The sequence below is a fragment of the Arthrobacter sp. UYNi723 genome, assembly GCF_054057635.1.
The window spans coordinates 45,797-71,974 of the sequence record NZ_JBSRZM010000004.1 but is presented as its reverse complement, the minus strand read 5'-3'; the positions used below and the strand labels follow the sequence as shown (position 1 = coordinate 71,974).

General features: G+C 65.5%; 30 protein-coding genes and 1 pseudogene. 12 read left to right on the top strand and 19 right to left on the bottom strand.

Annotated elements, in window-relative coordinates:
- Window positions 1–7: 7 nt before the first annotated feature.
- From ACVWY0_RS04525 to ACVWY0_RS04515, 3 genes are all read left to right on the top strand, one after another.
- A complete protein-coding gene (locus tag ACVWY0_RS04525) occupies window positions 8–871 on the top strand; it encodes an ABC transporter permease (RefSeq protein ID WP_485835612.1) in 864 nt (287 codons plus the stop codon).
- Window positions 868–1,929: a sulfate/molybdate ABC transporter ATP-binding protein gene (locus ACVWY0_RS04520; RefSeq protein WP_485835611.1), complete on the top strand. Its 1,062-nt coding sequence runs from the start codon at window positions 868–870 to the stop codon at window positions 1,927–1,929. The genes ACVWY0_RS04525 and ACVWY0_RS04520 overlap by 4 nt, the downstream gene beginning before the upstream one ends.
- 66 nt (window positions 1,930–1,995) lie before the next feature.
- The gene (locus ACVWY0_RS04515; RefSeq protein WP_485835610.1) at window positions 1,996–2,223 is read left to right on the top strand and encodes a hypothetical protein; all 228 of its coding nucleotides are present in this window, start codon (window positions 1,996–1,998) and stop codon (window positions 2,221–2,223) included.
- Between the two features lie 34 nt (window positions 2,224–2,257).
- Here the strand turns inward: ACVWY0_RS04515 and ACVWY0_RS04510 are convergent, their stop codons facing one another.
- Entirely contained in the window at window positions 2,258–2,623 is a 366-nt protein-coding gene (locus ACVWY0_RS04510) for a hypothetical protein (protein WP_485835609.1), read from the bottom strand.
- A gap of 65 nt (window positions 2,624–2,688) precedes the next feature.
- Here ACVWY0_RS04510 and clpB point away from each other — a divergent pair, with 65 nt between their 5' ends.
- On the top strand, window positions 2,689–5,346 hold the full coding sequence (clpB, locus tag ACVWY0_RS04505) for an ATP-dependent chaperone ClpB (RefSeq protein WP_485835608.1): 2,658 nt from the start codon (window positions 2,689–2,691) through the stop codon (window positions 5,344–5,346).
- Window positions 5,347–5,399: 53 nt separating this feature from the next.
- Here clpB and ACVWY0_RS04500 read toward each other — a convergent pair whose 3' ends face one another.
- Window positions 5,400–5,684, bottom strand: coding sequence for a VOC family protein (locus ACVWY0_RS04500; protein WP_485835607.1), 285 nt, complete (start codon window positions 5,682–5,684; stop codon window positions 5,400–5,402).
- A gap of 79 nt (window positions 5,685–5,763) precedes the next feature.
- On the opposite strand from ACVWY0_RS04500, the gene ACVWY0_RS04495 reads away from it, so the two are divergent.
- Window positions 5,764–6,285 (top strand): GNAT family N-acetyltransferase, encoded by a 522-nt coding sequence (locus ACVWY0_RS04495; protein ID WP_485835606.1) that lies wholly within the window; start codon window positions 5,764–5,766, stop codon window positions 6,283–6,285.
- 257 nt (window positions 6,286–6,542) lie between these two features.
- Here the strand turns inward: ACVWY0_RS04495 and ACVWY0_RS04490 are convergent, their stop codons facing one another.
- From ACVWY0_RS04490 to ACVWY0_RS04480, 3 genes are all read right to left on the bottom strand, one after another.
- Window positions 6,543–7,226, bottom strand: coding sequence for a DUF4166 domain-containing protein (locus tag ACVWY0_RS04490; protein ID WP_485835605.1), 684 nt, complete (start codon window positions 7,224–7,226; stop codon window positions 6,543–6,545).
- Window positions 7,227–8,724: 1,498 nt separating this feature from the next.
- Window positions 8,725–9,411: an SDR family NAD(P)-dependent oxidoreductase gene (locus ACVWY0_RS04485; RefSeq protein WP_485835604.1), complete on the bottom strand. Its 687-nt coding sequence runs from the start codon at window positions 9,409–9,411 to the stop codon at window positions 8,725–8,727.
- A 17-nt stretch (window positions 9,412–9,428) separates the two neighbouring features.
- On the bottom strand, window positions 9,429–10,070 hold the full coding sequence (locus ACVWY0_RS04480; RefSeq protein ID WP_485835603.1) for a septum formation family protein: 642 nt from the start codon (window positions 10,068–10,070) through the stop codon (window positions 9,429–9,431).
- A 275-nt stretch (window positions 10,071–10,345) separates the two neighbouring features.
- Between ACVWY0_RS04480 and ACVWY0_RS04475 the strand changes: the two genes are divergently transcribed.
- Window positions 10,346–10,579, top strand: a complete 234-nt coding sequence (locus ACVWY0_RS04475; RefSeq protein WP_056341155.1) for a DUF3073 domain-containing protein — start codon at window positions 10,346–10,348, stop codon at window positions 10,577–10,579.
- Window positions 10,580–10,809: 230 nt separating this feature from the next.
- Entirely contained in the window at window positions 10,810–11,589 is a 780-nt protein-coding gene (locus ACVWY0_RS04470) for a VOC family protein (RefSeq protein WP_485835602.1), read from the top strand.
- A gap of 83 nt (window positions 11,590–11,672) precedes the next feature.
- Here the strand turns inward: ACVWY0_RS04470 and purM are convergent, their stop codons facing one another.
- From purM to ACVWY0_RS04435, 7 genes are all read right to left on the bottom strand, one after another.
- Window positions 11,673–12,833 carry a phosphoribosylformylglycinamidine cyclo-ligase gene (gene purM, locus ACVWY0_RS04465; RefSeq protein ID WP_058930962.1) on the bottom strand — a complete coding sequence of 387 codons (1,161 nt, stop codon included), beginning with the start codon at window positions 12,831–12,833 and terminating at the stop codon, window positions 11,673–11,675.
- On the bottom strand, window positions 12,830–14,509 hold the full coding sequence (gene purF, locus ACVWY0_RS04460; protein WP_485835601.1) for an amidophosphoribosyltransferase: 1,680 nt from the start codon (window positions 14,507–14,509) through the stop codon (window positions 12,830–12,832). The genes purM and purF overlap by 4 nt, the downstream gene beginning before the upstream one ends.
- An 85-nt stretch (window positions 14,510–14,594) precedes the next feature.
- Complete coding sequence (locus ACVWY0_RS04455) at window positions 14,595–14,909, bottom strand: hypothetical protein (RefSeq protein ID WP_058930964.1); 315 nt, start codon at window positions 14,907–14,909, stop codon at window positions 14,595–14,597.
- 26 nt (window positions 14,910–14,935) lie between these two features.
- A complete protein-coding gene (locus ACVWY0_RS04450) occupies window positions 14,936–15,361 on the bottom strand; it encodes an ATP-binding protein (protein WP_485835600.1) in 426 nt (141 codons plus the stop codon).
- Window positions 15,354–15,686 (bottom strand): STAS domain-containing protein, encoded by a 333-nt coding sequence (locus ACVWY0_RS04445; RefSeq protein WP_485835599.1) that lies wholly within the window; start codon window positions 15,684–15,686, stop codon window positions 15,354–15,356. Before ACVWY0_RS04445 ends, ACVWY0_RS04450 begins: the two co-directional genes overlap by 8 nt.
- A complete protein-coding gene (locus ACVWY0_RS04440; RefSeq protein WP_485835598.1) occupies window positions 15,676–17,646 on the bottom strand; it encodes a glycosyltransferase family 2 protein in 1,971 nt (656 codons plus the stop codon). Before ACVWY0_RS04440 ends, ACVWY0_RS04445 begins: the two co-directional genes overlap by 11 nt.
- Window positions 17,643–18,767 carry a PP2C family protein-serine/threonine phosphatase gene (locus ACVWY0_RS04435; protein ID WP_485835597.1) on the bottom strand — a complete coding sequence of 375 codons (1,125 nt, stop codon included), beginning with the start codon at window positions 18,765–18,767 and terminating at the stop codon, window positions 17,643–17,645. Before ACVWY0_RS04435 ends, ACVWY0_RS04440 begins: the two co-directional genes overlap by 4 nt.
- A 236-nt stretch (window positions 18,768–19,003) precedes the next feature.
- On the opposite strand from ACVWY0_RS04435, the gene ACVWY0_RS04430 reads away from it, so the two are divergent.
- Entirely contained in the window at window positions 19,004–19,297 is a 294-nt protein-coding gene (locus tag ACVWY0_RS04430; protein WP_485835596.1) for a hypothetical protein, read from the top strand.
- A 214-nt stretch (window positions 19,298–19,511) separates the two neighbouring features.
- On the opposite strand, the gene ACVWY0_RS04425 is transcribed toward ACVWY0_RS04430, so the two are convergent.
- Window positions 19,512–20,084: a GNAT family N-acetyltransferase gene (locus ACVWY0_RS04425; protein ID WP_485835595.1), complete on the bottom strand. Its 573-nt coding sequence runs from the start codon at window positions 20,082–20,084 to the stop codon at window positions 19,512–19,514.
- A 40-nt stretch (window positions 20,085–20,124) separates the two neighbouring features.
- Window positions 20,125–20,604: a thioredoxin-dependent thiol peroxidase gene (gene bcp / locus ACVWY0_RS04420; protein ID WP_485835594.1), complete on the bottom strand. Its 480-nt coding sequence runs from the start codon at window positions 20,602–20,604 to the stop codon at window positions 20,125–20,127.
- A gap of 317 nt (window positions 20,605–20,921) precedes the next feature.
- Here bcp and ACVWY0_RS04415 point away from each other — a divergent pair, with 317 nt between their 5' ends.
- On the top strand, window positions 20,922–21,320 hold the full coding sequence (locus ACVWY0_RS04415) for a cupin domain-containing protein (RefSeq protein WP_056341140.1): 399 nt from the start codon (window positions 20,922–20,924) through the stop codon (window positions 21,318–21,320).
- Between the two features lie 47 nt (window positions 21,321–21,367).
- Here ACVWY0_RS04415 and ACVWY0_RS04410 read toward each other — a convergent pair whose 3' ends face one another.
- Entirely contained in the window at window positions 21,368–21,964 is a 597-nt protein-coding gene (locus ACVWY0_RS04410) for a dTMP kinase (protein WP_485835593.1), read from the bottom strand.
- 134 nt (window positions 21,965–22,098) lie between these two features.
- Between ACVWY0_RS04410 and ACVWY0_RS04405 the strand changes: the two genes are divergently transcribed.
- Window positions 22,099–22,485 (top strand): hypothetical protein, encoded by a 387-nt coding sequence (locus tag ACVWY0_RS04405; RefSeq protein WP_485835592.1) that lies wholly within the window; start codon window positions 22,099–22,101, stop codon window positions 22,483–22,485.
- Window positions 22,486–22,532: 47 nt separating this feature from the next.
- On the opposite strand, the gene ACVWY0_RS04400 is transcribed toward ACVWY0_RS04405, so the two are convergent.
- Window positions 22,533–23,186, bottom strand: coding sequence for a LysE family translocator (locus ACVWY0_RS04400; protein ID WP_485835591.1), 654 nt, complete (start codon window positions 23,184–23,186; stop codon window positions 22,533–22,535).
- A gap of 65 nt (window positions 23,187–23,251) precedes the next feature.
- On the bottom strand, window positions 23,252–23,590 hold the full coding sequence (locus tag ACVWY0_RS04395) for a hypothetical protein (RefSeq protein ID WP_485835590.1): 339 nt from the start codon (window positions 23,588–23,590) through the stop codon (window positions 23,252–23,254).
- A gap of 211 nt (window positions 23,591–23,801) precedes the next feature.
- Between ACVWY0_RS04395 and ACVWY0_RS04390 the strand changes: the two genes are divergently transcribed.
- Window positions 23,802–24,746, top strand: a complete 945-nt coding sequence (locus ACVWY0_RS04390; protein WP_485835589.1) for an SMP-30/gluconolactonase/LRE family protein — start codon at window positions 23,802–23,804, stop codon at window positions 24,744–24,746.
- Between the two features lie 151 nt (window positions 24,747–24,897).
- Here ACVWY0_RS04390 and ACVWY0_RS04385 read toward each other — a convergent pair whose 3' ends face one another.
- Entirely contained in the window at window positions 24,898–25,536 is a 639-nt protein-coding gene (locus tag ACVWY0_RS04385) for an SRPBCC family protein (RefSeq protein WP_485835588.1), read from the bottom strand.
- A gap of 134 nt (window positions 25,537–25,670) precedes the next feature.
- Window positions 25,671–25,805 carry a hypothetical protein gene (locus tag ACVWY0_RS04380; RefSeq protein WP_354252682.1) on the bottom strand — a complete coding sequence of 45 codons (135 nt, stop codon included), beginning with the start codon at window positions 25,803–25,805 and terminating at the stop codon, window positions 25,671–25,673.
- A gap of 153 nt (window positions 25,806–25,958) precedes the next feature.
- On the opposite strand from ACVWY0_RS04380, the pseudogene ACVWY0_RS04375 reads away from it, so the two are divergent.
- Window positions 25,959–26,171, top strand: a pseudogene (locus ACVWY0_RS04375) (ACP phosphodiesterase); the annotation flags it as partial.
- Window positions 26,172–26,178: the final 7 nt, after the last annotated feature.

Here is a 26,178-nt window from a genome sequence, read left to right as displayed (position 1 = left end):
GGAGACCATGAGACAGGCCAGGAACGGCAGGCACGGCGGCGTCCCGCGCTGGATTTACGTCCTTGCGGCTGCCGGCGGCCTGTTCGTTGTGCTGCCGCTGGCAGCCATGGTGGCCAAGGTCAACTGGGCCCAGTTCATCCCGCTGGTCACGTCGGAAGCGTCGCTGCAGGCCCTTGGGCTGAGCCTGCGCACGTCGGCGGCCAGCACCGGCCTGTGCATCGTGCTGGGTGTGCCGCTCGCCCTGGTCCTGGCCCGCGGCAGCTTCCCCGGCCAGCGCGTCCTCCGTTCGCTGGTCCTCCTGCCTCTGGTGCTTCCGCCCGTGGTGGGCGGCATCGCCCTGCTGTACACCTTCGGGCGGCAGGGGCTGCTGGGCCGGACGCTGGAAGTGGCAGGCCTGCAGATCGCCTTTTCGACGACGGCGGTCATCCTGGCCCAGACGTTTGTGGCCCTTCCGTTCCTGGTGGTCAGCCTCGAGGGTGCCTTGCGGACCGCTGGGAACCGATACGAAGCGGTGGCCGCGACGCTCGGCGCGGGTCCCACCACGGTGCTCCGCAGGGTCACCCTCCCGCTCGTGCTGCCGGGACTCGCGTCCGGTGCGGTGCTGTCCTTCGCCCGCAGCCTGGGCGAATTCGGCGCCACCCTCACGTTCGCCGGCAGCCTCCAAGGGGTGACCCGGACCCTGCCGCTGGAAATCTACCTGCAGCGGGAAACGGATGCCGATGCCGCCGTCGCGCTTTCCCTGGTCCTCGTGGCGGTAGCAGTGGTTGTGGTGGCGCTCGCGTACCGCAGTCCCCGCGCAGCCGAACAGGCCCCCGCCCTGCGCGGCGAACGTACGACGACGGCGCCGGCCCAGGGCGGTGCGGTCCGGTGACGTTCTCGGTTCAGGCCGCCGTGGCTGGCCGCGGGTTCGACGTCTCCCTCGCGGTGGGGCCGGCCGAAACGGTGGCCGTTATGGGAGCCAACGGCGCGGGCAAGTCCACCCTGCTGAACGTTATCGCGGGCCTGCTGCACCCGGACTCGGGCACGGCCGAACTCGACGGCAGGACGCTGTTTGACCTCACCGCCGGGCGCGGCCAGTGGACGGCTCCGCACCGGCGCGGCACGGCGCTCCTGGCCCAGGAACCGCTGCTTTTCCCGCACCTGAGCGTGCTGGAGAATGTGGCTTTTGGGCCCCGGAGTGCGGGGGCTTCGAAGCAGGCTGCAAGGGAGTCCGCCCTGCGGTGGCTCGCGGAAGTGGAGGCGACGGAGCTGCAGGCCCGCCGCCCGGCCGAGCTCTCCGGCGGCCAGGCGCAGCGCGTTGCGGTGGCCCGGGCGCTTGCCGCCGACCCCGGGCTCCTCCTCCTGGACGAACCGATGGCCGCGCTGGATATCCACGCCGCGCCGCTGCTCCGGCGCCTGCTCAAGCGCGTGCTGGCCGGCCGCCGCGCCATCATCATCACGCACGACGTCCTCGATGCCCTGATGCTGGCCGACCGTGTGGTCATCCTCGAAAACGGGCGGATCAGCGAGGAAGGCACCACCCGCGACGTCCTCCAGCGCCCGCGCAGCCGGTTCGCGGCCGGGCTCGCCGGGCTCAACTTTGTGGCCGGCCACCTCACCGAACACGGTCTGCGGGCCGGTGACCTCAACCTTTATGGACACCACGACGCAGCCGCCCCGCTCCCCACCGGGCAGCCGGGCGTGGCTGTCTTCCCGCCGTCGGCCGTTTCCGTATTCCTCACCGAGGCGCATGGCAGCCCGCGGAACTCCTTCGCCGTGACCATCACCGACCTGGAACCGCGCGGGGACGGGATCCGCGTCCGCGCCGGGGAAGGCGGGCAGCTGAGCGCGGACATCACCCCGGCGGCCTCTGTTGATCTCGGGTTGGCACCGGGCATGCAGGTGTACTTCGTGATCAAGGCCGGCGCGGTCGCCATCTACCCCAGCTGAAGGGGCGGGGATCCGCGGGTAGGCTGGTCGGCGTCGCCCGGACGCGGCGGCGGTATTTGGGGGAACATGAAGAAAATTACGACGGCGGCTGCCGCACTTGCGCTGCTGGCGGGCCTGTCCGGGTGCAACCTGCTTCCTTCCCCACGGCCACCGCCGGACATTGCCCCGGCCACGCCCATGTCCGTGCTGCCACCGGAGAACCCGTCCGACTACACGCGCTACTACAACGACCACGCCTCGATCGCCAGCAATCTGTCCTGGATCACCAGCGTCTCAGGGGTTGCCGGCTCCTGATCTGACTGGCCTAACAGACCATCGGGCGGGTGGCTCATTGGGGGAGCCGTCTGCCCGGCATGTTTGATCCCTGCGCCCTGCACCCCCGGGATATGGCGGCATCCAGATCCTCGGCCTGGATGAGGCTGTAGCCGCCGACCGTTGCTGCGGTATCAGCGACGGACGAGCCGTCCAGGACGTTCGTGGCGCCCAGCGGTGTGCCCAGGTCAACGATGCCGTCGCCGGCCTTGGCCGCCCAATCCATCCACATTTTCATGCCGGCCTCGGCCGCTTCGGGACTCGCTTCGGCCAGGGCCTTGCCGGCCGTGGCGGCAGGGGTGCCGGGAACCGATTGTCGCGGGGCGGTGGACGGCTCTGGACAGGCAGTTCGCCGTCGGCAAACATGGGGCGTAGAGGGCATTTCCTCAAAGTTGAGCGTTATAGACTCAACTTAGCAAAAAATGCGCATCCCGGAAGGAGCTCTCTTTGGACGTCAAATTCACCACCAAGAGTCAGGAGGCTCTTTCGGCAGCAGCCATGAACGCCTCCACGGCAGGGAATCCCCAGGTGGAACCCGCCCACCTGCTCAAGGCGCTGATGGATCAGCGGGAGGGCGTCGCCGTCGCACTTCTCCGCGCCACGGGCGCCGACCCGGATGCCGTCAGCGTGCAGGCGAGCGGCGCCATCAAGGCGCTGCCGGCATCGTCGGGCGGCTCCACGCAGCAGGCCCAGCTGTCCCGGCCCGCGCTGCAGGCCATCCAGAACGCCAAGAATGAAGCGGACCGGCTGGGCGATACGTATGTCTCCACCGAAGTGCTGCTGCTGGGGCTCTCTGCCGGAAGCGACGCCGTCGGGCGGTTAATGCGCGACGCCGGTGCCTCCCATGAAGCGCTGCTAGCCGCCCTGCCGGGTGTCCGCGGCGACCGCAAGGTCACCACGCCGGATCCGGAAAACACGTTCCAGTCGCTGGAGAGGTTTGGCACGGACCTCACCGCGATGGCGCGGGCGGGCAAGCTGGACCCTGTGATCGGCCGCGACACCGAGATCCGGCGCATCATCCAGGTGCTGAGCCGCCGCACCAAGAACAACCCGGTGATCATCGGCGAGCCTGGGGTGGGCAAGACTGCCGTCGTCGAAGGACTCGCCCAGCGGATCGTGGCCGGCGATGTCCCGGAAAGCCTGCGGGGCAAGACGCTGATTGCCCTCGACCTCGCGTCCATGGTGGCCGGCGCGAAGTACCGCGGCGAGTTCGAGGAGCGCCTTAAGGCCGTCCTGGAGGAGATCAAGAATTCGGACGGGCAGATCGTCACGTTCATCGACGAGATCCACACGGTGGTGGGCGCCGGTGCAACGGGGGAGTCCTCGATGGATGCCGGCAACATGCTTAAGCCCATGCTGGCCCGCGGTGAGCTGCGCCTGATCGGTGCCACCACGCTGGATGAGTACCGCGAAAACATCGAGAAGGACCCGGCACTGGAGCGCCGGTTCCAGCAGGTGTACGTGGGCGAGCCCAGCGTGGAGGACACCATCGGCATCCTCCGCGGCCTGAAGGAACGCTACGAAGCGCACCACAAGGTGACCATCGCGGACTCCGCGCTGGTGGCCGCGGCAACCCTTTCCAACCGCTACATTTCGGGCCGCCAGTTGCCGGACAAGGCCATCGACCTGATGGATGAGGCCGCCTCCCGTCTGCGTATGGAGATCGACTCTGCGCCGGAGGAGATCGACCAGCTGCGCCGCGTCGTGGACAGGCTCACCATGGAGGAACTGGCTCTCGCGAACGAGAAGGACGCCGCCTCGGTGGAGCGCCTGGCGGCCCTCCGGGCGGACAAGGCGGACAAGAGCGAAGAGCTGGACGCGCTGAATGCCCGCTGGGCAGCCGAGCGCGCCGGGCTTAACCGGGTGGGCGACCTGAAAGCCAGGCTGGACGAGCTCCGATCCACGGCGGACAAGGCCCAGCGCGAAGGCGATCTGGAGACGGCGTCGAGGGTGCTCTACGGCGAGATTCCGGCAGTGGAACGGGAGCTGAACGCGGCCGCGGCAGCCGAAGAAGCGGTCTCGGAAAAGCCTGCCCAGATGGTGGCTGACGAGGTCACGGCGGACGACATTGCCGAGGTTATTTCCGCGTGGACCGGTATTCCCGCCGGGCGCATGCTGCAGGGTGAAAGCCAGAAGCTGCTCCATATGGAGCAGGACCTCGGCAAACGCCTGATCGGCCAGTCCAAAGCGGTGGCCGCGGTGTCCGACGCCGTCCGCCGTGCGCGGGCCGGCATCAGCGATCCCAACCGGCCCACGGGTTCGTTCCTGTTCCTGGGGCCTACGGGCGTGGGTAAGACGGAGCTGGCCAAGGCGCTCGCGGATTTCCTGTTCGACGACGAACGCGCCATGGTGCGGCTGGACATGTCCGAGTATGGCGAGAAGCACTCGGTGGCGCGGCTGGTGGGCGCCCCTCCCGGGTACGTGGGCTACGAGGAGGGCGGCCAGCTGACTGAGGCCGTCCGCCGTCGGCCGTACTCCGTGATTCTGCTGGACGAGGTGGAGAAGGCCCACCCGGAGGTTTTCGACATCCTGCTGCAGGTGCTCGACGACGGCCGCCTCACCGATGGCCAGGGCCGCACCGTGGACTTCCGCAACGCCATCCTGGTGCTGACGTCCAACCTGGGCAGCCAGTTCCTGGTGGACCAGTCGCTGGATGCTCAGGCCAAACGCACCGCGGTCATGGCCACCGTCAACGCCTCCTTCAAGCCCGAGTTCCTGAACCGGCTGGACGAGATTGTGCTGTTTGAAGCCCTGACCGTCGACGAACTGGCGCAGATTGTGGAACTGCAGGTGGCCGAACTCGGCAGGAGGCTGCACGAGCGCCGGCTCTCCCTGGACGTGTCCGATGGCGCCCGCGCCTGGCTGGCCATGTCCGGCTTCGATTCCGCGTACGGTGCCCGGCCGCTCCGCCGGCTGGTGCAGCGGGAGATCGGTGACCGCCTGGCCAAGGCCATCCTGTCCGGTGACATCGCGGACGGCGACACGGTGCTCGTGGACACCGCGGCCGACGTCGACGAACTCACCATCGAAGGGCTGGAGGCTCTGGCAGGGCCCGACGGCGGCGCTCCCGCCGGCACAGGGCTCGTGGTGCGGCGGAAGGAATAGGGGTCCTGCGAGGCTCGGGCGAACCCTATTTCAGGGCAGCAGATTCCCGTATTTCATAGCTGAGGTTTTGGTGGTCCGCATCCATTTTCGTTGACTTGGATGCGGTATCCGTCGGGGTCATTGACAGTGATGAAACGGCCGAAGGTTTCGTCCATGATGTCCGACGGGGCGTATCCGGCAGCTCTTAGCCGCTCTGCGGTGAGCTCCAGCTTTTCGTCGGTGGAGAATTGCAGTGCTACCGCTCCGGCATCTGAGCGTGTGGTTCCCGCTTGGGCAATGTGGAGCCAAAGTTGCCCGCCGTTGCCGTGCAGGTCCGCCCAGGTTCCGCTTGTTGCCATGGCTAGAATGCCAGCAATCTAGCAATCCAGCAATCGATGCACAAGGGCGAGCGTGCTGGGGCGCCTGTAGGCTTCGTAGGTGATTCCCGGAAAGACGTCCCGGCTTCGATTCCGGCAGATGGCGTCAGCAGACCTGGACAACATGACTGCGCTTCTGGGTGATCCTGCTGTCATGACTTATTATCCTGCGCCCAAGACGCGGGAAGAGGCCGCGCAGTGGATCGCCTGGAATGAAGCGAACTACGCCATGCGCGGCTACGGCCTTTGGATTGTGGAAACCCTCGATGGCGAGTTTCTGGGCGACTGCGGACTTACCTGGCAGCAGGTCAATGGTCGCGCCGAATTGGAGGTGGGATTTCACATCCGAGCGGCATTGTGGGGCCGGGGATATGCGACCGAAGCGGCCGCGGCGTGCAAGGAATTCGCACGCGACGAGCTCGGTGTTGAGCAGCTCGTCGCCATTATCCATCCGGAAAATATGGCTTCTCGTCGGGTGGCGGAGAAAATCGGCATGAGCTACGTCGAGGACGATCATGGCGGCACCATCGCGACCCGGATGGTTCTCGGAGTTCAGCTGGCGGCCGGTAGGGGTTCCACGTGAACGCTAGGCTGCGGGGAAGTAGCATCGTGCTTACACAGGAGCCTGAGGGGCAGCGCCATCACACCGGATGCACAACGGGTGGCGCACGCGAGGGAGAACTCGTGAAAACCAGTGGGCCAGATCAGGAATCGACCATTCTCGTTTCCGACGGATATGACACCAGCGAGCTTGAAGCATCCGGCTGGACAAGAATTCACGACAACATCCTCGTCTCCGACGGTTAGCGCCGCTCAACTGTTTTCGCGGGCAGCAGGCTGTTATTCGCGGCTTTCCTCCCTTAGCGGCTTGAGGTGCGCCGGGATCGCTGTGCCGGAAAGAGGCGGATACGTGCACGTGAACTCGCCCCGGTATCCGAAGAGAAATCCGACGACGGGGTTCCGCACCTGCATCTGAATCGTGAACACCCCGCGAATGTCATCGAAGCTCTCGTACAGGTCTGCGGTACCTGTGCAGAAGGCCGGAAACGTGAATCCTGCGAAGCCTTCGTAGAACCGCTGCGCCCCCGATTGCAGGTGCAGCGATCCATCGGCCAAGACCTCCAGCTCGAGGTCGGTGGCCAGATGCTGGTGGGTGCCGAGGTAGTCGACAATCCCACCACTTCGTTCGCTGTGCACCATAGTGGCGTCGAAGCGGCGTCTCTTGGACGAGGGCAGTTCCAAAGTCCTGACGAACGTGACGGTAGGGCGGCCAAACCCGTCAATGTAGGGATAGTTCTCGATCGTGAACGGGATGTCATTGCCCTGGTCCGGGAAGAGAATATTGCGGTAGGCACCCAGTCGCAGAAACGGTACCGTCCACCACGCACCCCGGCGGACTTCGGAGAAGACCCCGTGCCCGACGCATCCGTAGCCCGCTTCGGTGTCAACGCCGAAGCGCTTCTGCAGCATGGGGTGCAGCCTTTGGAAGTCTTGCCCCAATGCCACCTCAAAGATCGAAGCCACGGCTATTCGCCTCTTTCAGTCTGAGAGCGGAAATCACCTGTGGGTGCAGCTAACCCGGCCAGGGCAGAGGGGGCGCGGCCTGAGCGCGCGTCTGGAGCACTCCGCAGGCAGCGCCCTGCCCTCGGCACAGTCCAATGGGACGGGAACATCCAGGTGGTCAGAGCCACCGTCACTCCTAGGGCTGCCAGGCCAGCGGTTCGACTGGCGAGGGCCCTGCGGAGCAGGGCGCCGGCTGCCAGAATGCCGCCTGCTCTCGCTGCGGCGTCGACAAACCACCGGTTGCGGGAGTCTGTAGGATCCAGATCTGCCTCCGCCCACAGTCTCAGGCGGTCGAAGCTTATTGCTGTTGCCCAACCCAGAGCGGGCCGGAACACTTGCGAGTCCAGGACTTTTCCGAGAGCGCCCATTCCCGGCTGATAGTTGTACCCCGTGATAAACCGAAGGCCATCCTCTGTCGGCACATACCGCCAATACCCCGAACCAGACCCAATGGGAGACAAGGGGTCGGCAGTATCGAACTTCAGCACCGATGTGGCCTGCCCATCGGATCGATGCCTATGCCCCAGCGATGTTCCGTTCCCCCGGATGATGTGTAGTGGAAGGCGGAACTCGTAACGAAAATGGAGAAGTCCCTGATCATCTCCTCCGGTGGGGACTATTCGGGAGAATCGCAGATCCCACCGGGCGTGCGGTGCCGGGTCCTGGCTAAGAGCCCATACGCGTTCCATAGGGGCACGGATGCTGGTCTCAACGTAGATCGGCTTGTGTTTCGCAGGCTCATTCCCGCCAAAGTTTCCCCCCATTCCAGCATCATAAGGTGCAACTTGAGGTCACTCCCGTTCATGGGGCGCGACAATTATCTGGACGTCGTCTTCATACAACAGCCGCCCTGGATCGTTTGAATGGAGCACCTGCCACTCAACGTCATACCGGCTAAGAAGGTCCGTGTAGAACTCAACGCGGACGAGCAAATGCACAGCTGTGCACTTGAACCAAGCCTCCGCTGTCGGGTTTATTGCATGGTCGTAAATCGATCTGTCCACCGGGCCGTCGACGGGTTCAAGTACGCGGAGTCGTAATGGTCATTTGAGCGCCGCCACGAAGCCCAGTCCTGGCTGCTGAGTCTGCCGTTGTTTGCTAAACCGTTGGCGAGATTAAAGATTCCCGGGTAGCGTCCACGGCCATTGGGGAGGCCTGCCTGGTAGCGCACATACTTTGAGTCCATGGTTCCCAGCAAATCACTCGTCCGGTATTTCGTAGGCGCTGACTCTATCGTCCGGCTTGGCGTGCAGCGGTCTCAATCCGGGATCGATAGGTAGTCCATTCTTCCGGCGTGCGGCTTGGCACGTTCGGATCTTGCGGTCCGTTGCCCGCTGCGCCGTCGATCACCTCGGTCGATTCCCCTATTTGCTCTGCAACCCACGCGGCCCGCAGACGGATGAGGCTAGGCGTATCGGCGGTGGTTGCCTGGCGAATCAGGAGCATCCGCCTACTGTAGCTACCACGGGAGGTCCGGTTCCCCGAGCGAGCAGAACCGTGGCGAGGCGCGGTCACCAGAGTCGACGAGTTCTCGTAGTTGCCCAGCAGCGGTTCGAGGGTCCTTGGACGCGTCAGTCTGTCCCATGTCGCTCGCCAGTTTGCCCGGGTGCACTGCCCAGCACCGGACGCGCCCCTGAAGGTCCTGAGCCAACGCGATGGTCAGCATGTTTTGCGCCGCTTTGGAGATCTTGTAGGCATAACTTGTTGACAGGTCTGCGAACGTACCGCTGGCCTGGGCCGACAGGGAGCCCAGGCGTGAGGTCACGTTGACGATGATCGGGTCGGGCGCCGCCAGCAGGTTTGGCAACAGGAACTGCGCCAGTCGTAACGGACCCGCGGCGTTGACATCGACCGCGTTCAAGACCCCATCGGCTGGAATCGATCCCAGCTCATCATGGGGCGCTCCTTGGGCCGCGTTGTTGATCAGCAAATCGACGGGGCGGCCGTCCAGGACTTCCAGAAGCTCTGAGGCATCGTTGGATCGAACATCGTGCCGCACGGTTACGACGTCGGACGGAGCGGCCACGGCGTCTGGCTCTGGTGAACGCCTAAGGGCGATGACGCTCCAGCCACCCTCCGAGAACTCATTCACGAGGGACAGTCCCAGCCCTCGGTTAGCGCCAGTGACGACAGCCAGCTTCTTCATCCGATCAGGCCAGGTCTTCAGGGCAGCGCGCTGGCGTTGATGACGTTCCCGCCGTCGGCCGTGACGTAGCAGTCCACGCGCCGGTCGCCTGATTCCCAACTGGTGCTGCTGGGGTAGGCCCGCTGGAAGTTCAGCGTGTACTCGTTCGCTGCCGGTGCCAGCTTCGCCGCCTGGCAGGCCTCCAGGGCCTTGGCGGCGAGGGCCTCCCGGCCCGGATAGGAGCCGACGGCGGGGTAGCGGAAAACGGCCACAAGCTGGGCTGAGTGGCCTGTTTCGCAGGCCACCACCGTTGACCGCAAAGCCTCGGGGTCAAAATCCTTGAAGCAGTCGCCCAGCCGGTAGTCCGGCGGCTCCACACCCTCACGGGGGAGGGGGAGCGGGGTGGCCAGGGGAGTGGGTGAGGTTTCCACGATCACGGAGCCGCCGTCGCCGGTCGTTTCCGGTGCCCCGGAATCCAGCCACGCGGCGAGCCACACCAGGCCTCCCACCACACCGAGCAGAACCACCACGAAGACAGTCTTCAGGAGCGTAGATGCGACCCGCCGGGGCTTCCGTGCCGGCGGCTCCACCGCAGTTGCCGGAACAGCCACCTGCGGCAATCCGGCGGTGGGCGGAGCGGCAGGTTTGGGCGGGACGGGGCGCGGTTCCTGGTTGTCCATCCGGATACCCCTCCTGGGTGTCGCCTCGGGATGCTGGATTCTCCGGGCACCCGGATCGGCAGCTGATGAAGAGACTCTATCCAACAAAAAAGCCGGGAACCGTGCGCGTCGCGGCGGAAAGGGTACCCGACATGGCGTCCGCGCGCACGGGCCGGGGCGCACCGTGCGCGGAAAGCATGTAATCTAGGTGTTACGACAAATTGACCAAACATTCCGGGGCCTCACCGATAGCCAAGGTGACCACCTCCGGTCCGAGTACAAAAGGGGGTCACGCCATGGGGCGCGGCCGTCAAAAGGCAAAAGCTACCAAGCAGGCTCGGGATATTAAGTACTATTCCCCGAACACTGACTATTCGGCCCTTCAGCGAGAGCTCAAAGGTCCTGAAGGTCGTGCCACGAGCCATTTCGCGAATGACCCGGTTGAACCGGACTATTCGGCTTATGTGGATAAGTACGCGGACGATTTGGAAGAAGACGACGACGAGGTACACACCCGTCGGATCGGCTAGTTGTTGCACGCCGGTCCCGCCGCAAGGCGCCCGGCCCCGCGACGCTGCAGTACGTTCGGACGCCGTTCGTTAGTACAACGCTTCTTTTCAGCACCCCGGATCCCAGCGGAACCGCGGTGCTGGCCTCAGTTATCAGGCCCGTTGCCTGCGCCGGAACCCGGTGCCGGCGGCGGGCTTTTTGGTGTTGACTGGAGGCGTTGATGCGTGTGCCGCCCGCGAAAGGACCTCCCATGCCAGGAAACTCCTCATCCACCAGCTACCGCCACGGTGAACCGTGCTGGGCTGACGTCCAGACCCGGGACGTGGAGGCAGCCAAGGCCTTCTACGCAGCGGTGTTCGGGTGGACCTTCAAGGACCTGCCCACGCCCGATGGCCGCAGCTATGCCCAGGCGTTCGTGGGGGAGGACCTGGTGGCCGTGGTGGCGCCGCAGAACCCGCACCAGGAATCTCTCGGCACGCATGCCCAATGGAACATCTACTTCGCGGCCGAGGACGCCGGTGCGCTGGCCGAGGAAGTTCCCCACGCCGGCGGCGCAGTGCAGTTCGGCCCTGAGGAAGTGGCGGACACCGGCGTGATGGTGTTTGTGGATCCTCCCGGCGGCGGGACCACCGGCGTGTGGCAGCCCGGAACGCACACGGGCTCCGGCCGGTACAACGAGGCCGGTGCGCTGTCCTGGACGGAGCTGCTGACGCCCGAGCCGCGGGCCGCCGTCGCGTTCTTCCAGCAGCTGTTCGGCCACGAGGTGACCGAGTATCCCCAGGACGACGGCGGGACGTACAGCACGCTGATGGTGAACGGCGCGGAGGTGGCCGGGATCGTCGCGGCCGAGGCGCCTGCCAGGTGGCAGATCTACTTCGGCGTCACCGACGTGGCCGAGGCCGTGCGGAAGGCCGTGGCGGCGGGGGCGGAAGTGCTGATCGCGCCGGAGCCGGATGACGACGATACGCCCGGCGCCACGGCAACCCTCCAGGACCCGCAGGGCGGTGTGTTCAGCCTGCTGGAGGTTTAGCGCCTGAGGCTTAACGCATCGAGTGCTCCGCTACCGCCGTTTTCAAGGTTCAAAAGGGCTGTTGCGGAGCACTCGATGAGGAGTTAGGCGTAGGCGTTGACCAAACGGACGGCGCCGCCGTCCACACCCTTGGCACCCTGGACGTAGTCCGGACCGGTCTTGAGGATGGAATCCGAGTCCGCGGTGACGGTGCCCATGATCCAGGACGGGACGCCGCGGTCGTTGAGGCGGGCCACGGCGGCGTCGGCGGCTTCGGCGGACACGATGGCCACCATGCCCACGCCGAGGTTCAGCGTGCGCTCCAGGTCGGCCAGCGGGACGTTGCCCAGCTCGGAGACCAGCTTGAAGATGGCCGGAAGCTCCCAGGTGGCGCGGTCCACGGTGGCCACGAGGCCCTGCGGCAGGACGCGGGCCAGGTTGGCGGCCAGGCCGCCGCCGGTGACGTGGCTGAAGCCGTGCACGGCGTTGGCGCTGTTCACCGGGAAGGCGCGGGCAAGGTCCAGGCAGTCTGCAGCGTAGACGCGGGTGGGTTCCAGCAGTTCCTCGCCCAGCGTGCGGCCGAGTTCGGAGACCTGGCGGTCCAGTGCCCAGCCGGCGTGGTTGATGACGCGGCGGACCAGGGAGTAGCCGTTGGAGTGCAGGCCGGAGGAGGCCATGCCGATCACAACGTCGCCGGCGCGGACGCGGTCCGGGCCCAGCAGGTCGGAGGCCTCGACAACACCGGTGGCGGCACCGGCAACGTCGTATTCGTGCTCGCCCAGCAGACCGGGGTGCTCGGCGGTTTCGCCGCCCACCAGGGCGGTGCCGGCGACGGAGCAGGCCGCGGCGATGCCACGGACGATGTCCGCGATACGTTCCGGGACAACCTTGCCGCAGGCAATGTAGTCGGTCATAAAGAGCGGCTCGGCGCCCACTACGACGATGTCGTCAACCACCATGCCCACCAGGTCAAAGCCGATGGTGTCGTGGATGTCCATGGCCTGGGCGATGGCAACCTTGGTGCCCACGCCGTCGGTGGACGTGGCCAGCAGCGGGCGCTTGAAGGTCAGCAGGCGCGAGACGTCGTACAGGCCGGCGAAGCCGCCCACACCGCCGATGACGGAGGAATTGTGGGTGGCCTTCACGGCACCCTTCATCAGCTCCACGGCGCGGTCGCCGGCTTCAACGTCAACACCGGCGGAGGCGTACGTGATGCCTGCGGGGCTCAGGGGGCTGTTACCGGCGGCGGGGGTTGCGGAAGTCATACGGACTCTTTCTTTTCAGCGCCGGGGGTGGTGGCTTCGTGGTGGATCGCGGGCACGTGGTCTTCTTCGGTGAGCAGGTTCTCGAACTCGGCGTCCGGTCCCGGATCGCAGCCGGTGGCGCCGGCCTTCTCCGCCGGGTCCTCTTTGTTATCGATGGCCAGTGCCGCCGTTGCGCCGGGGAGGGCAGAGGGCGACGGCGTGAGGCCGCCGAGGTCCGTGCGCTCCAGGAGGTTCTTGCCCAGTTTGTCCGCGCCCGGGAGCTCGATGGGGTACTGGCCGGTGAAGCAGGCGGTGCAGAGGCGCTCGCGCGGTTGCATGGTGGCGTTGATCATGCCGTCTTCGGAGATGTACGCGAGGGAATCGGCGCCGATGGCCTGGGAGATTTCCTCGATGGTGGCGCCGTTGGCGATCAGCTCCGCCCGGGAGGCGAAGTCGATGCCGTAGAAGCACGGCCATTTGACCGGCGGGGAGGAAATCTTGATGTGGACGGACGCGGCACCGGCTTCGCGGAGCATCCGCACGATGGCGCGCTGGGTGTTGCCGCGGACGATCGAGTCATCCACCACCACGACGCGCTTGCCGCGGATCACGGACTCAAGGGCATTCAGCTTGAGCCGGATGCCCAGCTGGCGCAGGGTCTGCGAGGGCTGGATGAACGTGCGGCCCACGTAGGAGTTCTTGACGAAGCCATGCGCAAACGGGATGCCGGATTCCTCGGCGTAACCCACGGCCGCGGGCGTGCCGGACTCCGGGACCGGGATGACGATGTCCGCGTCCTGGGTGTTTTCGCGGGCCAGCTGGCGGCCCATCTCCACACGGGACTCGTACACGGAGCGTCCCGCGATGGCGGCGTCCGGACGCGCGAGGTAAACGTATTCGAAAACGCAGCCGGCCGGCGTCGCCTCCGCGAAGCGCTTGGAACGCACGCCGTCCTCGTCGATGGCGATGAATTCGCCCGGCTCGATTTCGCGGATGAAGCTGGCGCCCACGGTGGCCAGGGCGGACTGCTCGGAGGCAACCACCCATCCGCGCTCCAGCCGGCCCAGAACCAGCGGGCGGATGCCGTACGTATCGCGTGCGGCGTAGAGGGTGCCTTCGTCCATAAACACGAAGCAGAAGCCGCCCTTGATCTTCGGCAGCAGCTCCATGGCGGTCTGTTCGAGGGTCTTGCCCTCCTCGCCTTCGAGCAGCGCCGTGACCAGGGCGGTGTCCGAGGTGTTGCCCTGCTTCATTTCGCCGCTAAGCTGGCCGCCGTTGCGTTCCATGATCATGGCGTTGAGCTCGGCCGTGTTGGTCAGGTTGCCGTTGTGCGCCAGGGCAACCGTGCCAGTGCTGGTGGCGCCGAGGGTGGGCTGGGCGTTGGCCCAGTGGCTGGCTCCGGTGGTGGAGTAGCGGCAGTGTCCCACCGCCAGGTGCCCGGTCAGGGTGTTCAGCGTGGTCTCGTCGAAGACCTGGGAAACGAGGCCCATGTCCTTGTAGACGTTGATCCGCTTGCCGTCACTGGTAGCTATACCAGCCGACTCCTGACCGCGGTGCTGCAATGCATACAGCCCGTAATAGGTAAGTTTTGCTACTTCTTCACCTGGTGCCCAGACCCCGAAAACGCCACAAGCGTCCTGAGGTCCCTTTTCGCCAGGGAGAAGATCATGAGAAAGTTTTCCATCGCCGCGTGCCACTGGTCGATTATCGCACGAGATGCGGTACGACTTTTCCGCCGCCGGCATTGTGACCGGACCGCAGGCCGGGCGTCTGTGTTGGTGCCTACGGCTGGGCGCCGTCGTCGGGCTCTGAATCCGGGACCGCTTCCACGATGGCGCGTTTCTGGCGCTTGACGCTCCGCCGGTCCAGCAGCAGGGCCACCACGGCGCCCAGCACCGCGCCGCCCGCGCCGAACATCACCAGGAAGAAGCCGAACACCGAGCCGCGCTCGAAGGATTCGTCACCGGGGAGACCGTATGCGACGGCGGCAGCCACCGCTGCGCCCACCAGGGCGCCGAGGATGAGGAACGGCACATATTTCGGTGCCCTGCGGACGGTGACCTCGCGGCGCTCAGCGGGGGTTTCTTCAAAAGCCATGCCCTCTAGCCTACTCATCATTGGTGTCAGGGCTGTGACGTCCGGGACAGGATCCAGGTGTTGGTGCCGTCCTGGCGTTCGAAGGTCACGGTGGTGACCAGCGCCTCGATGAGTGCCAGGCCGCGGCCGGACTCGGAATCGTCGTCGGGGGTTCCCGCCTCCATGGGACCGAACGGGGGCTTGGCGAAGAAGGCGCTAACCCGGGCCTGCAGGAGCCTGGGCTGGACGCTGATGTCCACTCCCAGTTCCACCGGTTTCTGCGCCTTGGCCGGCCGCGCGTGCTGGACGATGTTGGACGCGGACTCGATCACCGCCGTGGTGAAGGTCATCTGGTCCATGGCCTGGACGAACGGGGCGTCCTCCCAGAGTTTGTCCAGTTCGTTGTGGACGGAGTCGATGGACTCAGCGGCGGACAGTCCCCGGAAGCTCCGCCGGGCCAGGACCTCAGTCATTGCTGAACGCCTCGTCGGCGGAGGCGTAGGCAGTCAGCACCCGGTCCATGCTGGTCAGCTCAAGAACCATTTTGACCTGCGGCTGGACGGCGGCGATGCGCAGGTCCCCGCCGGCCTGACGGGCGGCCTTGAGGCAGCCGATCAGCGCGCCGAGGCCGGAGGAATCCATAAACGCCGTGTTCTCCAGGTTCACCACGATCCGCGAGGAACCGCCGGCGATCACATCGGTGACGAATTCGCGCAGCTTGGGTGCCGACACCATGTTCAGCCGCCCGTCCGCCCTGACCTCCGCGTACGAATCCTTGACCTCGTAACTAAACTCCATCGGCTTTCCTCTCTCCAGCATCAACGTCCACAGCGGGTTCGTAGCCCTTGTACAAAACAGCCCGGACCAGGATGCTCATGACCACCAGGTCAAAAATAACCCAGCCCACGTTCACCAGCGTGCCAAGCGGCTCGGCAAGTCCCGTGGCCAGGCGGATAATCCCGACGACGGCGGCCACCGCCAGCAGCACGCTCACCACAATCTGGGGCCGGATGAGGCTCCAGCTGGGGCCGCCGGTCTGGCGGGCTTTGGGGGTGACGGCGAACCCCAGGGGACGGCCGAACCAGACGTTCCGGGCCGCCGTCGAACACGCCTTGATCCAGGTGGGGAACAGCGCCAGGCTGTACTGTTGCCCGCGCCACGTGGGAATTCCCCGGCCGGCCACGGCGAACAGCAGCTGGTTGGCGACCATAAACGGGATGAACCGGATGAAGAAGTCCCAGCTGAGGCTGGCCACGGGCAGGACGCCCAGCAGCAGGTAGATGATGGGGGCGGCGAAGTAGATGATCGCCGCGTAGCCGCTGAGGTAGGTCCACATGGTGGCGAAGTACATCAGCCGCTGGCCGATCTTCAGGCCCTTCTGCACCAGCGGGTTCTCGCGGAGCAGGACCTGCATGGTCCCCTGCGCCCAGCGGAGGCGCTGCGTCAGCATGGTCTTGAGGTCCTCGGGCGCCAGGCCATAGGCCAGGATCTCGTGGTGGTAGACGCTTTCCCAGCCCATGGCGTGCATGCGCATGGCCGTGGCCATGTCCTCGGTGACGGAGATGGTGGCCAGCGGCATGACCGGCTGGGCTTCGTCGTTCCGCTCAACGCTGAGGGCGTCCAGGACGGCCTGCACGGATTCCAGGGCGCCGAGCGGGGACCAGTCCCGGGCCGACATACGCTGGACGGCGTCGTCGGCAACCACCGGGACGCCGGCGTCACCCACATGCGCCAGTTCCATGGCGGCGATCTCTTCGAGGTCGGCCTGCAGGGCGGACATGTCAGCCTGGACCAGCGTCTGCACGGCCGCGTCCACGCGCTGGCGGACCCGGTACGTGATCTCACTCATGGCCTCGCCGGCCGCCATCTGTTCCTGGGCTTCCAGCGTGGCGGCCTCCACCGCGTCCAGGACTTCGGTCACGAGCGGTGTGTTGATGTCCGCGGATTTGCGTGCCTGGCGGATGGCGGAACGGGAGGCGGTGAGCGCACGGCGGATGCTCTTTTCGGTCTCTTTGACATAGCCCACCAGGCCCAGCTGCATCAGGGCCTCGCGCCGCAGGATGGCGTTGGAGCCGCAGAAGAAGGCGGCATTCCAGCCGTCCTTGCCCTGCTGGATGGGCCCGTAGAACAGGGGTGCCTGGCTGCCGAGGGGATCGTGGGCGGGCACGTTGCTGAAGTACTGCGGCGTCTGGACCAGGGCCACCCGGCGGTTGTTGAAATAGCCCAGGGTCTTTTCCAGGATGTCCGGCTCGGGGATCTGGTCCGCATCCAGGATCAGCAGGAATTCGCCGTGCGTGACCATCATGGCGTTGTTCAGGTTGCCGGCTTTGGCGTGGCGCGGCACCTGGGCGGTCCAGTCCTCGCTCCGGGTCACATAACCCAGCCCGTGCTGTTCAGCGAGGGCTTTCAGCTCGGGGCGGGCGCCGTCGTCGAGAATCCAGGTGCTGTGCGGGTGCCGGATCTTCTGGGCCGCCAGGGCAGTGGTCATCACCATGTCCAGGTCTTCGTTGTATGTGGTGATGAAGACGTCCACGGTGGCATCGTGGGGCGGCGCGGGTGCTCCCTTGCGGATCTTGAGCTGCCACACGGTCATCCCGAACAGCATCACGTCGATCAGGCTGTAGGTCTCAGCCAGCACCAGGGGAACGGCGATCCACCAGGCATCCCAGTTCAGCGACGACGCCCAGCGCCAGCCCACATAGTTCAGGCCGAAGATGACCGTCAGGACCACAACCAGGCGGGTCCAGAAGCGCGTCATGCCGGGGCTGGCTCAGGCAGGCGGCGGACCACCACTACGGTGACGTCATCCTCGGCGGTTTCGGCAGGGGCCAGTGCCATGATGGCGTCGCTGGCGGACTGCGCAGAAACCTGGCCATGGGCTGCGGCGAGCACCGCCTCGGTGAATTGCTCCACCGAGTCAAAAACGTCCAGCACGCCGTCGCTGGCCACCACCAGGGAGTCTCCCGGGGCCAGGCCGACGGCGGACTGCGGCCAGGCGGATCCGGCCCAGGCGCCCACGGGCGGACCGCCGCTGGGAAGACGGTGCGCCGACCCCTCGGCGGTGACATGCAGCGCCAGTCCGTGGCCGGCGTCGACATAGCTGACGACGCCGGATGCGGCGTCCAGGCGGGCGTGGAAGAGGGTGACAAACGAGTTGGAGGAATCCAGGTCCGCCGCGATGGTGGTGCTGGCGGAGGCGAAGGCCGCGTCCAGGTCCTGGCGCTGTCCCGTGGACCGCATCACTGCCCTGACGGTGGCCGCGATGAGGGCTGCGCCCATGCCCTTGCCCATGGCATCGGCGAACGTCAGGTGCAGGCCCTCGGGCGTCCGGTACCAGTCGTAGAAGTCCCCGCCCACGCTGCGCGAGGGGCGGAAGACGCCGGCGACGTCATAGCCGTCCACACGGACGTCCTCGTTGGGCAGCAGACTCTGCTGGACTTCGGTGGCGCGCTCCAGCTCGCTCGCCACGGCTGTGTCAGCGGCTGTGTCCGCGGCGGACGGCTGCCGGCGGCGGAACAGGGCGTTGATCCTGGATTGGAGTTCGCGCGGGCTGAATGGCTTGCTGATGTAGTCATCGGCGCCGTTGTCCAAGCCCGTGAGCTTGTCCAGTTCGTCGGCACGGGCGGTGAGCATCACGATGAAGGCATCAGAGAATTCACGGAGGAGTTTGCAGACTTCCAGCCCGTCCACGTCCGGGAGGTTCACGTCCAGTGTGATGAGATCCGGCTTGGCGCGGCGGACCTCCTCCACGCCGGGCAGGCCGGCTTCAGCGTGGGTGACCTCGAAACCCTGCTTGGTCAGGATCCGGACAAGGAGGCCTCGGATGTCCGGATCGTCCTCAATCACAACGGCACGGCGCGGTTCGGGCATGGAAGGCATGCCTCTACTTCTACAGTACTAGGGCCCGTGAAGCATGTCATAGACCTGACAACGAGGGTTGAAAGTCGGGTGCAGCACTCGACATTCCGGGGCGGTCGGCCATTGACCGGCCTGGCGTGGGCCCAGACTTGCCGGAATACTTGCCCGCCCTTGATGGGACCTTGAGGCTCCTTGGCCACACTCGAAGGACCAGCTTTGAAGGAATGTGCGGATAGCCGGAGGACGGTGCAGGACTCATGGAACCAACGGAATCCGTCAGACTGCCGGGCGGGCTGGGGCACTGGTGGCGGCGGCTCTTGAAGCAGGGCTGCCGCCCGCGCAGCACCGTTCACTACCTGAGCCATTCCTGGAAGCTCCGCTTGCTGTCCCGCTCGCTGGCCCAAGCCCTGGGGGAGTCCTGGGAGGCCTCGAGCTGGCCGGGGGACCGGCTGGAGGTTGGCGTCGAGCTCTCGGAAAAAGTCGAGCAGCTGACCCGCCTCCTCAACCGCGAAACCGAAGTTCACGGCCGCCTGGCGGCGCTCGCAAAGTAGCCGTTCCCTGCTGACCTTTTCCGTGCCACACTGAAGGACAATCACGTGGCTGGGGGATAACCAGGTCAGGAGATTGCCGTGCATTGGTACACAGGGTGGGCTTACCTTTTAGCTGGACTCATGACCATGGACGCGATGCTGCTGGCCTTGTGGTTCATAGACAACGACTGGCCGAGTAACTGGCGGAAGAAGCCCTGATTCAGCGGATGTTGCGTCAGTGCAGGTCCAGGCGCATCAGGACGCGCGGGAACCCGTTGAGCACCGAAGCCGTATCCGCTGCCTTGACGAACCCGGCCTTCTCGAAGAGTTTGCGCGTGCCCACGTACGCCATGGTGAGGTCCACTTTGCTGCCGCCGTTGTCCACCGGGTACCCCTCAATTGCGGGGGGGCCGTATCCGCGGGCCAGCTCCACGGCACCTTTGAGCAGGTGGTGGGAGATCCCTTTGCCGCGGTAACCGGGCCGGACCCGGATGCACCACACAGACCAAACATCGACGTCGTCCACGTGCGGAATCCTGCGGTTGCGGGCAAAGCTGGTGTCGGCGCGCGGGTGGACAGCTGCCCACCCCACTACTTCGCCGCCGTCGTACGCCAGAACCCCTGGCGGCGGATCCTGCGCCACCAGCTCCTTCACCAGGTCGCCGCGGGCCGTTCCGCGCAGCGCAAGGTTCTGCTTGGACGGGATGCGGTAGCTCAGGCACCAGCAGACGTTGGCATCGGGCCGCTTGGGTCCAACCAGCGTTTTGACGTCTTCGAACAGCGTTCCCGGACGGACTTCGATCGCCATGCCTGACTCCCGGTTGGTGGGCTACCTGTGCCCAGCCAGACTAGACCCCCAGGGACTCCCGGAGGGCAGCGACGTGACCCTGCGCCTTGACCTGGTACTGGGCCAGCGACACGTTGCCGTCGGGGTCCACCACCACGGTGGAGCGGACGAGGCCTTCGACGATCTCGCCGTCGACCAGCTTTTCGCCCCACGCGCCGTACGCGAGGGCTACAGCGTGGTCCTCGTCGGAGAGCAGAGGGAAGGTCAGGTTGAAGTCGCCGGTGAAGTTGGCCAGCTTCTCCGGGGCGTCGGGGGAGATGCCCAGGACTTCATAACCGGAGGACTGCAGGGATGAGAGGCTGTCGCGGAAATCGCAGGCCTCGGTGGTGCACCCGGGGGTTGCCGCCTCCGGGTAGAAGTACACGATGACGTTCTTGCCGCGGTAGTTGGCCAGGGAGGTTTCCTTGCCCTCGGCGTCCTGCAGCGTGAACTCGGGGGCCTGGGTACCTGGCTGAAGTTTGATGGTCAGTTGGGGGCTCATGGCGTTCCTTTGGGAGACTCTGATGGCAAAAGACAGGAAACCTGTGAATCGGCTTTCCACTTTGAACAACAACTCCGGCGTCATTTGAAGTATTCCGGCTGGTCCGGGGCAGGGACCTGTGCAGGGGTCAGTTACCCGTTCTGCGAATGTCCGGCGGTCCATTGACTTGAGGCGCCGTATGGATACGGTTAGAGGTACGCACTTCTGGTCTCCGCAGTACGTGATCCGCACTACGTAGCCGCTAGCCGGCATCCACGCACAACCGCTTGGTCCCAGCCCTAAGCGCCCGCCGCAAATGATCCCAAGGCTGTTTCCCCATGACCGCAAATTTCATCAGAGCACTGGCTGTTAAATCCCTTGACATCCCGGACAAGAAGCGGTGTCCGGACAAGGCCGAGTTCGATCTCGTCACGGTTGACGACTACTCGGTGGCCCGCCTCATCCTCGCTCCAGGCTGGCGCTGGTCCGAGTCCGCCAAGCCTACTGAACTGACGGACTTCTGCGAGCACAACCACCTCGGTTACTGTGTGTCCGGAAGCCTGGAGATTCAAACGTCCGACGGCGTGAGGTCCACCATCCGCGCCCATGACACCTATGCGCTGCCTCCCGGGCACGATGAGTGGGTGGTTGGCTCCGAGCCGTTCGTCGCCATTGAATTCCTGGGTACGGCGTCCTTCGGTCGGCCGCGGAGCAGGGGATCCCACGCGCTGATTTGAGCGCGCTGATTTGAGCCGGAGCTGGCCTGCCGGGGCTAGGGTGGGGGCTATACGGCGACGGCAGTTTCCGCACGCACGATTCCGTGGTGCACGATCCGCTTGAGCCTGGCCACAACCTCGGCGGGTGGGCAGTCGGCGTCGAGCTGTACGAAACCCGGGTATTCCGGCATGGAGCGGTAGGCGTCGCGCAGTTCCACCAGGTCAGCCAGTGTCTCCGAATCAGTGCCGCGGGCCACGATGCGCTGGTGTGCCAGCGCGGGCTCAACGTCCAGGTGCACCACGGCGTCAGGGGCCGGCAGGGACGAAATCAGCCAGGGGAGCAGGCTGCCACGCCGCAGACCTTTGGCCGTGCGCAGGGCCAGCTGGCAGTGGACGTGCCGGTCCATCACCACCAGTCCGTCGACGCGGCTGGCCCGGGCATGGGACACCAGCACGTTGGCCACGCGGAGGGTGGTCTCCACGGCGTCGGCCGGGCGGCGCGGCCAGCGGATGCCCAGCCGTTCAGCCAGCACGGACATGCTCCGCCTACCGGCATGGTTGCTGAGCAACAGGGCGTTTTCGCCGTCAGCCTGGGCCGCATCTACCAAGGCGCGGGCAGCCGTGGATTTTCCCGAGCCGTCGATTCCGGTTAAGACAATAAGCACATGGCCTCCTTTCGCCAATGGTTTAACGGAAGGGACAGCGTGATCGTCCCATCATGAGGCGGAGGTCACATTAAGCTGACGTCCATACGGTGCCTGCAACGGGCCGGCAGCGCACCAAGGAGAATGGGGATTCGATGCAGCTATCCCAGCTTGCCGCGACTACCGCGTGTGTACTATTGGCCGCGCTCGCCGTTTTTCAGGCCGCCCTGGTTGCGGGAGCGCCGCTGGGAAGGTTCGCGTGGGGCGGCCAGCACAACGTCCTGCCCACCAAGCTGCGGATCGGGAGCGCCACCTCGATCATCCTTTACGTCCTCTTCGCCTATGTTGCCCTTGCCAAGGCTGGCATGGCGGCACCGCTGGTGAACCAAGGCTTCACGGACGTCTTCTGTTGGGTGCTGACGGCTTATTTCGCGGTGGGCATCGTGCTGAACGGAATCTCCCGCAGCAAACCGGAGCGCCTGGTCATGACCCCCGCCCTGGTTATCCTGACAGTCCTCTACCTGGCCGTGTCCCTGAACTAAGGCCGGCACGAGGGCCGGCCACAGGGGACCCGTTCCAGGGAACGGTATCAGTGCTGTGGTTCGAGGGCGAGCCGCAGCCCGAAACCGATCAGGACGGTGCCGGTGATGCGGTCGATGATCCGGAGGCTGCGGGCGCTTTTCAGCCATTTGGAGGCGAAACCTGCTCCGAAAATCAGGAAGGTCAGCCACGCAAGGCCCAGGACGCAGTGGACGCCGGCGAGCAAAATTCCCATCAGCAGCGGAGGTGTGCCCGGCGGGATAAACTGGGGAATCGTGGCGATGTAGAAAACCCCCACCTTCGGGTTAAGCAGATTAGTGCCTGTCCCGGTCAGCCAGCCCTGGAACAGTTGATGGCGGGAGGCGGCGGGCACTCCAACCTCGGCGGCAGGCGAGGCGGACGACGGGTCCTTGGCCCGGCTCTTCCACAGCAGGGAAGCGCCAAGCCAGACCATGTAGGCGGCACCGGCGATGGTGAGCGCCCGGTACGCCAGCTCAGATGCTGCCAGCAGCGCCGAGACGCCCACAGCTGCCCCGATTCCCCACACCATCAGTCCGGTGGAGATGCCCAGGGCCGTCGCGAAGGCGAAACCGCGCGTCCTGGCGAGGGACGAACGGAGCACCAGTGCCGTATCGATGCCCGGAACCAGCGTCAGGACTCCGGCCACAAGGCCGAACGAGAGCAGTGACTGATAGAGATCCACGAGCCAAGGATAAGCCAACGACGGCGGCCAACCGGCCGCCGTCGAACGTTAGCGCAGGAGGCGTCTTAGCTGCAGTGCTTCGTGAACGCGGCGCCGGCTTCACGGTACTTGGCCTCCAGCTCGGCGAGCTTGGCCTCGTCCGGGGCTTCCTTGGCGGACTCGTCCGTGAACTCGATGATGGATCCGAGCGCAGGCTTGAGGTCATCCGATGCCACAACTTCGATGGGCCGGATCTGGTTGGCGAGACGCACCAGGCCGGTCTTGCCCACATTGTTAGCGGGGTTCGCCAGGACAGCCTTGACGCGGTCGCAGGTTTCGGGGGTGGAAAGTTTGGTGGGCGTGGTGCACGCAGAAGCGGAAAGCACGAGGCCGGCAGCGATCAGGGCGGTGGCGAGTTTCTTCATGGGTCCCTCAGTAGTTGATTGAGGTTTCGATTGTAAGCAGAGACCGCGGCAGCTTGCCGCTCCACAGGCTCCGGAGGGCGGAGTATGACCCGGCAGAGAGGGGGCCCCGGGCTCTGGCGGGCCGGTTCTCAGGGTGCATAGACTGGCAGGACAATCGTGCGGGCCTGCCGCAGGTTGGCCCGTGCGGATCACCCAAATTCAAGGAAGAATCATGGCCCGCACAACCCAGAATTCAGGAAAAGTACAGCGCCGTACCGCCATTGGGTTCATTGCACTCATGGGGCTGTTGGCACCTGTCCTCCCGGCCTCGGCGTCGCCGCCGGAAGACTCAGTCATTGTGCTCAAGGGCGCCACCTCCGCCGAGGGGATCGCCGCCGGCAGCGGAACCACCTTCTACGCCGGCGACCTGGCCCTCGGAGACATTTACCGCGGCGACATCCGTAAAGACAAAGCGCGGTTGTTCATCGACGTATCGGACTTTGATTCGCAGCCCAGGGCCGCCGTCGGCATGAAGGCCGATACCCGAAACAACCTGCTGTTTGTAGCGGGCGGCGGCACCGGCAAGGCCTTCGTCTATGACACTGAATCAGGCGAGCCTGTTGAGGATTTCACGCTGGCTCCGGGGTTCATCAACGACGTCGCCCTGACACGGGACGGCGCCTGGTTCACGAACTCCGCCGCCGGCGAGCTCTACTTCCTCCCGGTGGGCAGGCACGGCGAACTGGGCGATGTTGAGACCCTTCGACTGAGCGGACCCGCTGCCGGGCTGACTGGTCCCTTCAACCTCAACGGCATTGCTGCCGCCAATGGCGACCGGGTCCTGATTGTGGCTCATTCGAACAACAAGTCCCTCTACACCGTGGACCCGGACACGGGTGTAAGCGCGAGGATCGACGGCGTGGATGTACCGAATGTTGACGGCATCCTGGTCCGTGGCCACACAGTCTGGGCGGTGCAGAACTTCCTGAACCAGATCGTCCGGATCGACCTCTCCAACGATCTGTCGTCCGGCGAGATCGAAGACACCATCACCAGCCCCGCTTTCGATGTCCCCACCACGGTGGCGCGGTTCGGAAACACGCTGGCTGCCGTGAATGCGCAGTTTGAACGGCCGGCCAGTCCGCATGAAGTGGTGCTGGTACCGGCCAGGGACTAGGCGGATCACGTAAGGACGGTCCTGCCCCGCACGAACGGTGCTGGGCAGGACCGCTTGTGCGGGGCAGGGCAGCTGATGCCACGTACCCTGTGCCGCGCACCCTGATACCGCGTACGACGGCGGGGTGGCGCCTTAGGTGCGACTCCGCCCGTCAGCGGTCGCCCAGGTTGCCGCCGAGGGGCGGGATAGTGCCGCCGTCGTTCGGTTTACGGACCTTGCGTTCGGCCGCGCTGCGGATCTCGCCCTCCGCCGACTCGTCCGACTCGCCCTCAAGATCCACCAGGCCGCCGGTCTGGTCGAACGGGTGCGTGTACCGGTTGTACGCCGACGGCTCGCGCGTGGGCACGGATTCCCGCCAGGCGCCCGTGGCATGGCCCTCGTGCTCGATGAATTCCTTGAACTTAATCAGGTCGTGCTCCGCCTGGCGGGCCACGACGTGGAGGAGGTCGCCCACCTTCTCCACCACGCCCTCCGGCTGGTACTCCAGGGTGAGGGAGAGCTCGGTCTTGTTGCCGCCTGCGTCGGAGAATTCCACGGCACCGGAGTTCGTGGCGCCTTCGGTGGACGCCCACTCGATCCTGCGGTCCGGGATCTGCTCCACGATGGTGGCTTCCCACTGACGGCGGACCCCGGCGATATGGGCCACCCACTTCAGGCGGTCGGCACTGAGCTGGGTCACGCTCTCCACGCCACCCATGAACCGCGGAAAATCCTCGAACTGGGTCCACTGGTTGTAGGCGGTGCTGACCGGCACGTCAACCACAATCCGCTTCTCGACTTTGCTGCTCACAACGTCTCCTTTGACTGGAACGGTCTGATGACAAACTGAATACAGTCAGTATGCTTACCTATCGCCGTTGCGGGCTAAGGCGTCAGAGGCAAGGCTTCAGGGGCGGGGCGAGCCAGAGGGGAGGGCGACGGCGGCTAGTCGTCGTCGGTGTCGGCGCCTTCGGCGGGTTCCTGGGAGTGCATGCGGATGTCGGTGGGGTCCGCCGTCTCGTCCCCTTCGGCCGGAGCCTCGCTGTGGATGCGCTGCGCCACGACTGGTTTTTCCTTCATCTCAACCGCTCCTATGGTGTGTGGAATGTGCCTCAATCATCATTCAGCGCCTCTCAAAGCGGCGTGTCAATATCCATTCCAGTGCTCTGGCCGCGGCACGTGTTCTGTGCTGGCCGCGCCCTCAAGGACGCGATCGAGGCCTCGGACGGCATCCTGGACGCGCCCCAGCTGAACGCCCCGGAGGTCTACATCCACTTCAAGCCGGAAGCCTTCTCTGTCGAGGGCGAGGTGCGGGATGAGGGCACGGCCAAGTTCCTGCGGCACTACATGGAGGAATACGCCGCGTTCGTGGAGCGCGTGCTGGCAGCGAACGCCCCGGGCCACATCGGCGACCTCGAGCCGGACCCGGAGAAGCTGTCCCGGTAAGTTACGG

Coding starts and splice junctions, on each gene's coding strand:
- ACVWY0_RS04525 (WP_485835612.1), top strand. CDS start 8: ATGAGACAGGCCAGGAACGGCAGGCACGGCGGCGTCCCGCGCTGGATT.
- ACVWY0_RS04515 (WP_485835610.1), top strand. CDS start 1,996: ATGAAGAAAATTACGACGGCGGCTGCCGCACTTGCGCTGCTGGCGGGC.
- ACVWY0_RS04510 (WP_485835609.1), bottom strand. CDS start 2,623: ATGCCCTCTACGCCCCATGTTTGCCGACGGCGAACTGCCTGTCCAGAG.
- ACVWY0_RS04500 (WP_485835607.1), bottom strand. CDS start 5,684: ATGGCAACAAGCGGAACCTGGGCGGACCTGCACGGCAACGGCGGGCAA.
- ACVWY0_RS04485 (WP_485835604.1), bottom strand. CDS start 9,411: ATGAAGAAGCTGGCTGTCGTCACTGGCGCTAACCGAGGGCTGGGACTG.
- ACVWY0_RS04480 (WP_485835603.1), bottom strand. CDS start 10,070: ATGGACAACCAGGAACCGCGCCCCGTCCCGCCCAAACCTGCCGCTCCG.
- ACVWY0_RS04475 (WP_056341155.1), top strand. CDS start 10,346: ATGGGGCGCGGCCGTCAAAAGGCAAAAGCTACCAAGCAGGCTCGGGAT.
- ACVWY0_RS04470 (WP_485835602.1), top strand. CDS start 10,810: ATGCCAGGAAACTCCTCATCCACCAGCTACCGCCACGGTGAACCGTGC.
- purM (WP_058930962.1), bottom strand. CDS start 12,833: ATGACTTCCGCAACCCCCGCCGCCGGTAACAGCCCCCTGAGCCCCGCA.
- ACVWY0_RS04455 (WP_058930964.1), bottom strand. CDS start 14,909: ATGGCTTTTGAAGAAACCCCCGCTGAGCGCCGCGAGGTCACCGTCCGC.
- ACVWY0_RS04450 (WP_485835600.1), bottom strand. CDS start 15,361: ATGACTGAGGTCCTGGCCCGGCGGAGCTTCCGGGGACTGTCCGCCGCT.
- ACVWY0_RS04445 (WP_485835599.1), bottom strand. CDS start 15,686: ATGGAGTTTAGTTACGAGGTCAAGGATTCGTACGCGGAGGTCAGGGCG.
- ACVWY0_RS04440 (WP_485835598.1), bottom strand. CDS start 17,646: ATGACGCGCTTCTGGACCCGCCTGGTTGTGGTCCTGACGGTCATCTTC.
- ACVWY0_RS04435 (WP_485835597.1), bottom strand. CDS start 18,767: ATGCCTTCCATGCCCGAACCGCGCCGTGCCGTTGTGATTGAGGACGAT.
- ACVWY0_RS04430 (WP_485835596.1), top strand. CDS start 19,004: ATGGAACCAACGGAATCCGTCAGACTGCCGGGCGGGCTGGGGCACTGG.
- ACVWY0_RS04425 (WP_485835595.1), bottom strand. CDS start 20,084: ATGGCGATCGAAGTCCGTCCGGGAACGCTGTTCGAAGACGTCAAAACG.
- bcp (WP_485835594.1), bottom strand. CDS start 20,604: ATGAGCCCCCAACTGACCATCAAACTTCAGCCAGGTACCCAGGCCCCC.
- ACVWY0_RS04415 (WP_056341140.1), top strand. CDS start 20,922: ATGACCGCAAATTTCATCAGAGCACTGGCTGTTAAATCCCTTGACATC.
- ACVWY0_RS04405 (WP_485835592.1), top strand. CDS start 22,099: ATGCAGCTATCCCAGCTTGCCGCGACTACCGCGTGTGTACTATTGGCC.
- ACVWY0_RS04395 (WP_485835590.1), bottom strand. CDS start 23,590: ATGAAGAAACTCGCCACCGCCCTGATCGCTGCCGGCCTCGTGCTTTCC.
- ACVWY0_RS04390 (WP_485835589.1), top strand. CDS start 23,802: ATGGCCCGCACAACCCAGAATTCAGGAAAAGTACAGCGCCGTACCGCC.
- ACVWY0_RS04380 (WP_354252682.1), bottom strand. CDS start 25,805: ATGAAGGAAAAACCAGTCGTGGCGCAGCGCATCCACAGCGAGGCTCCG.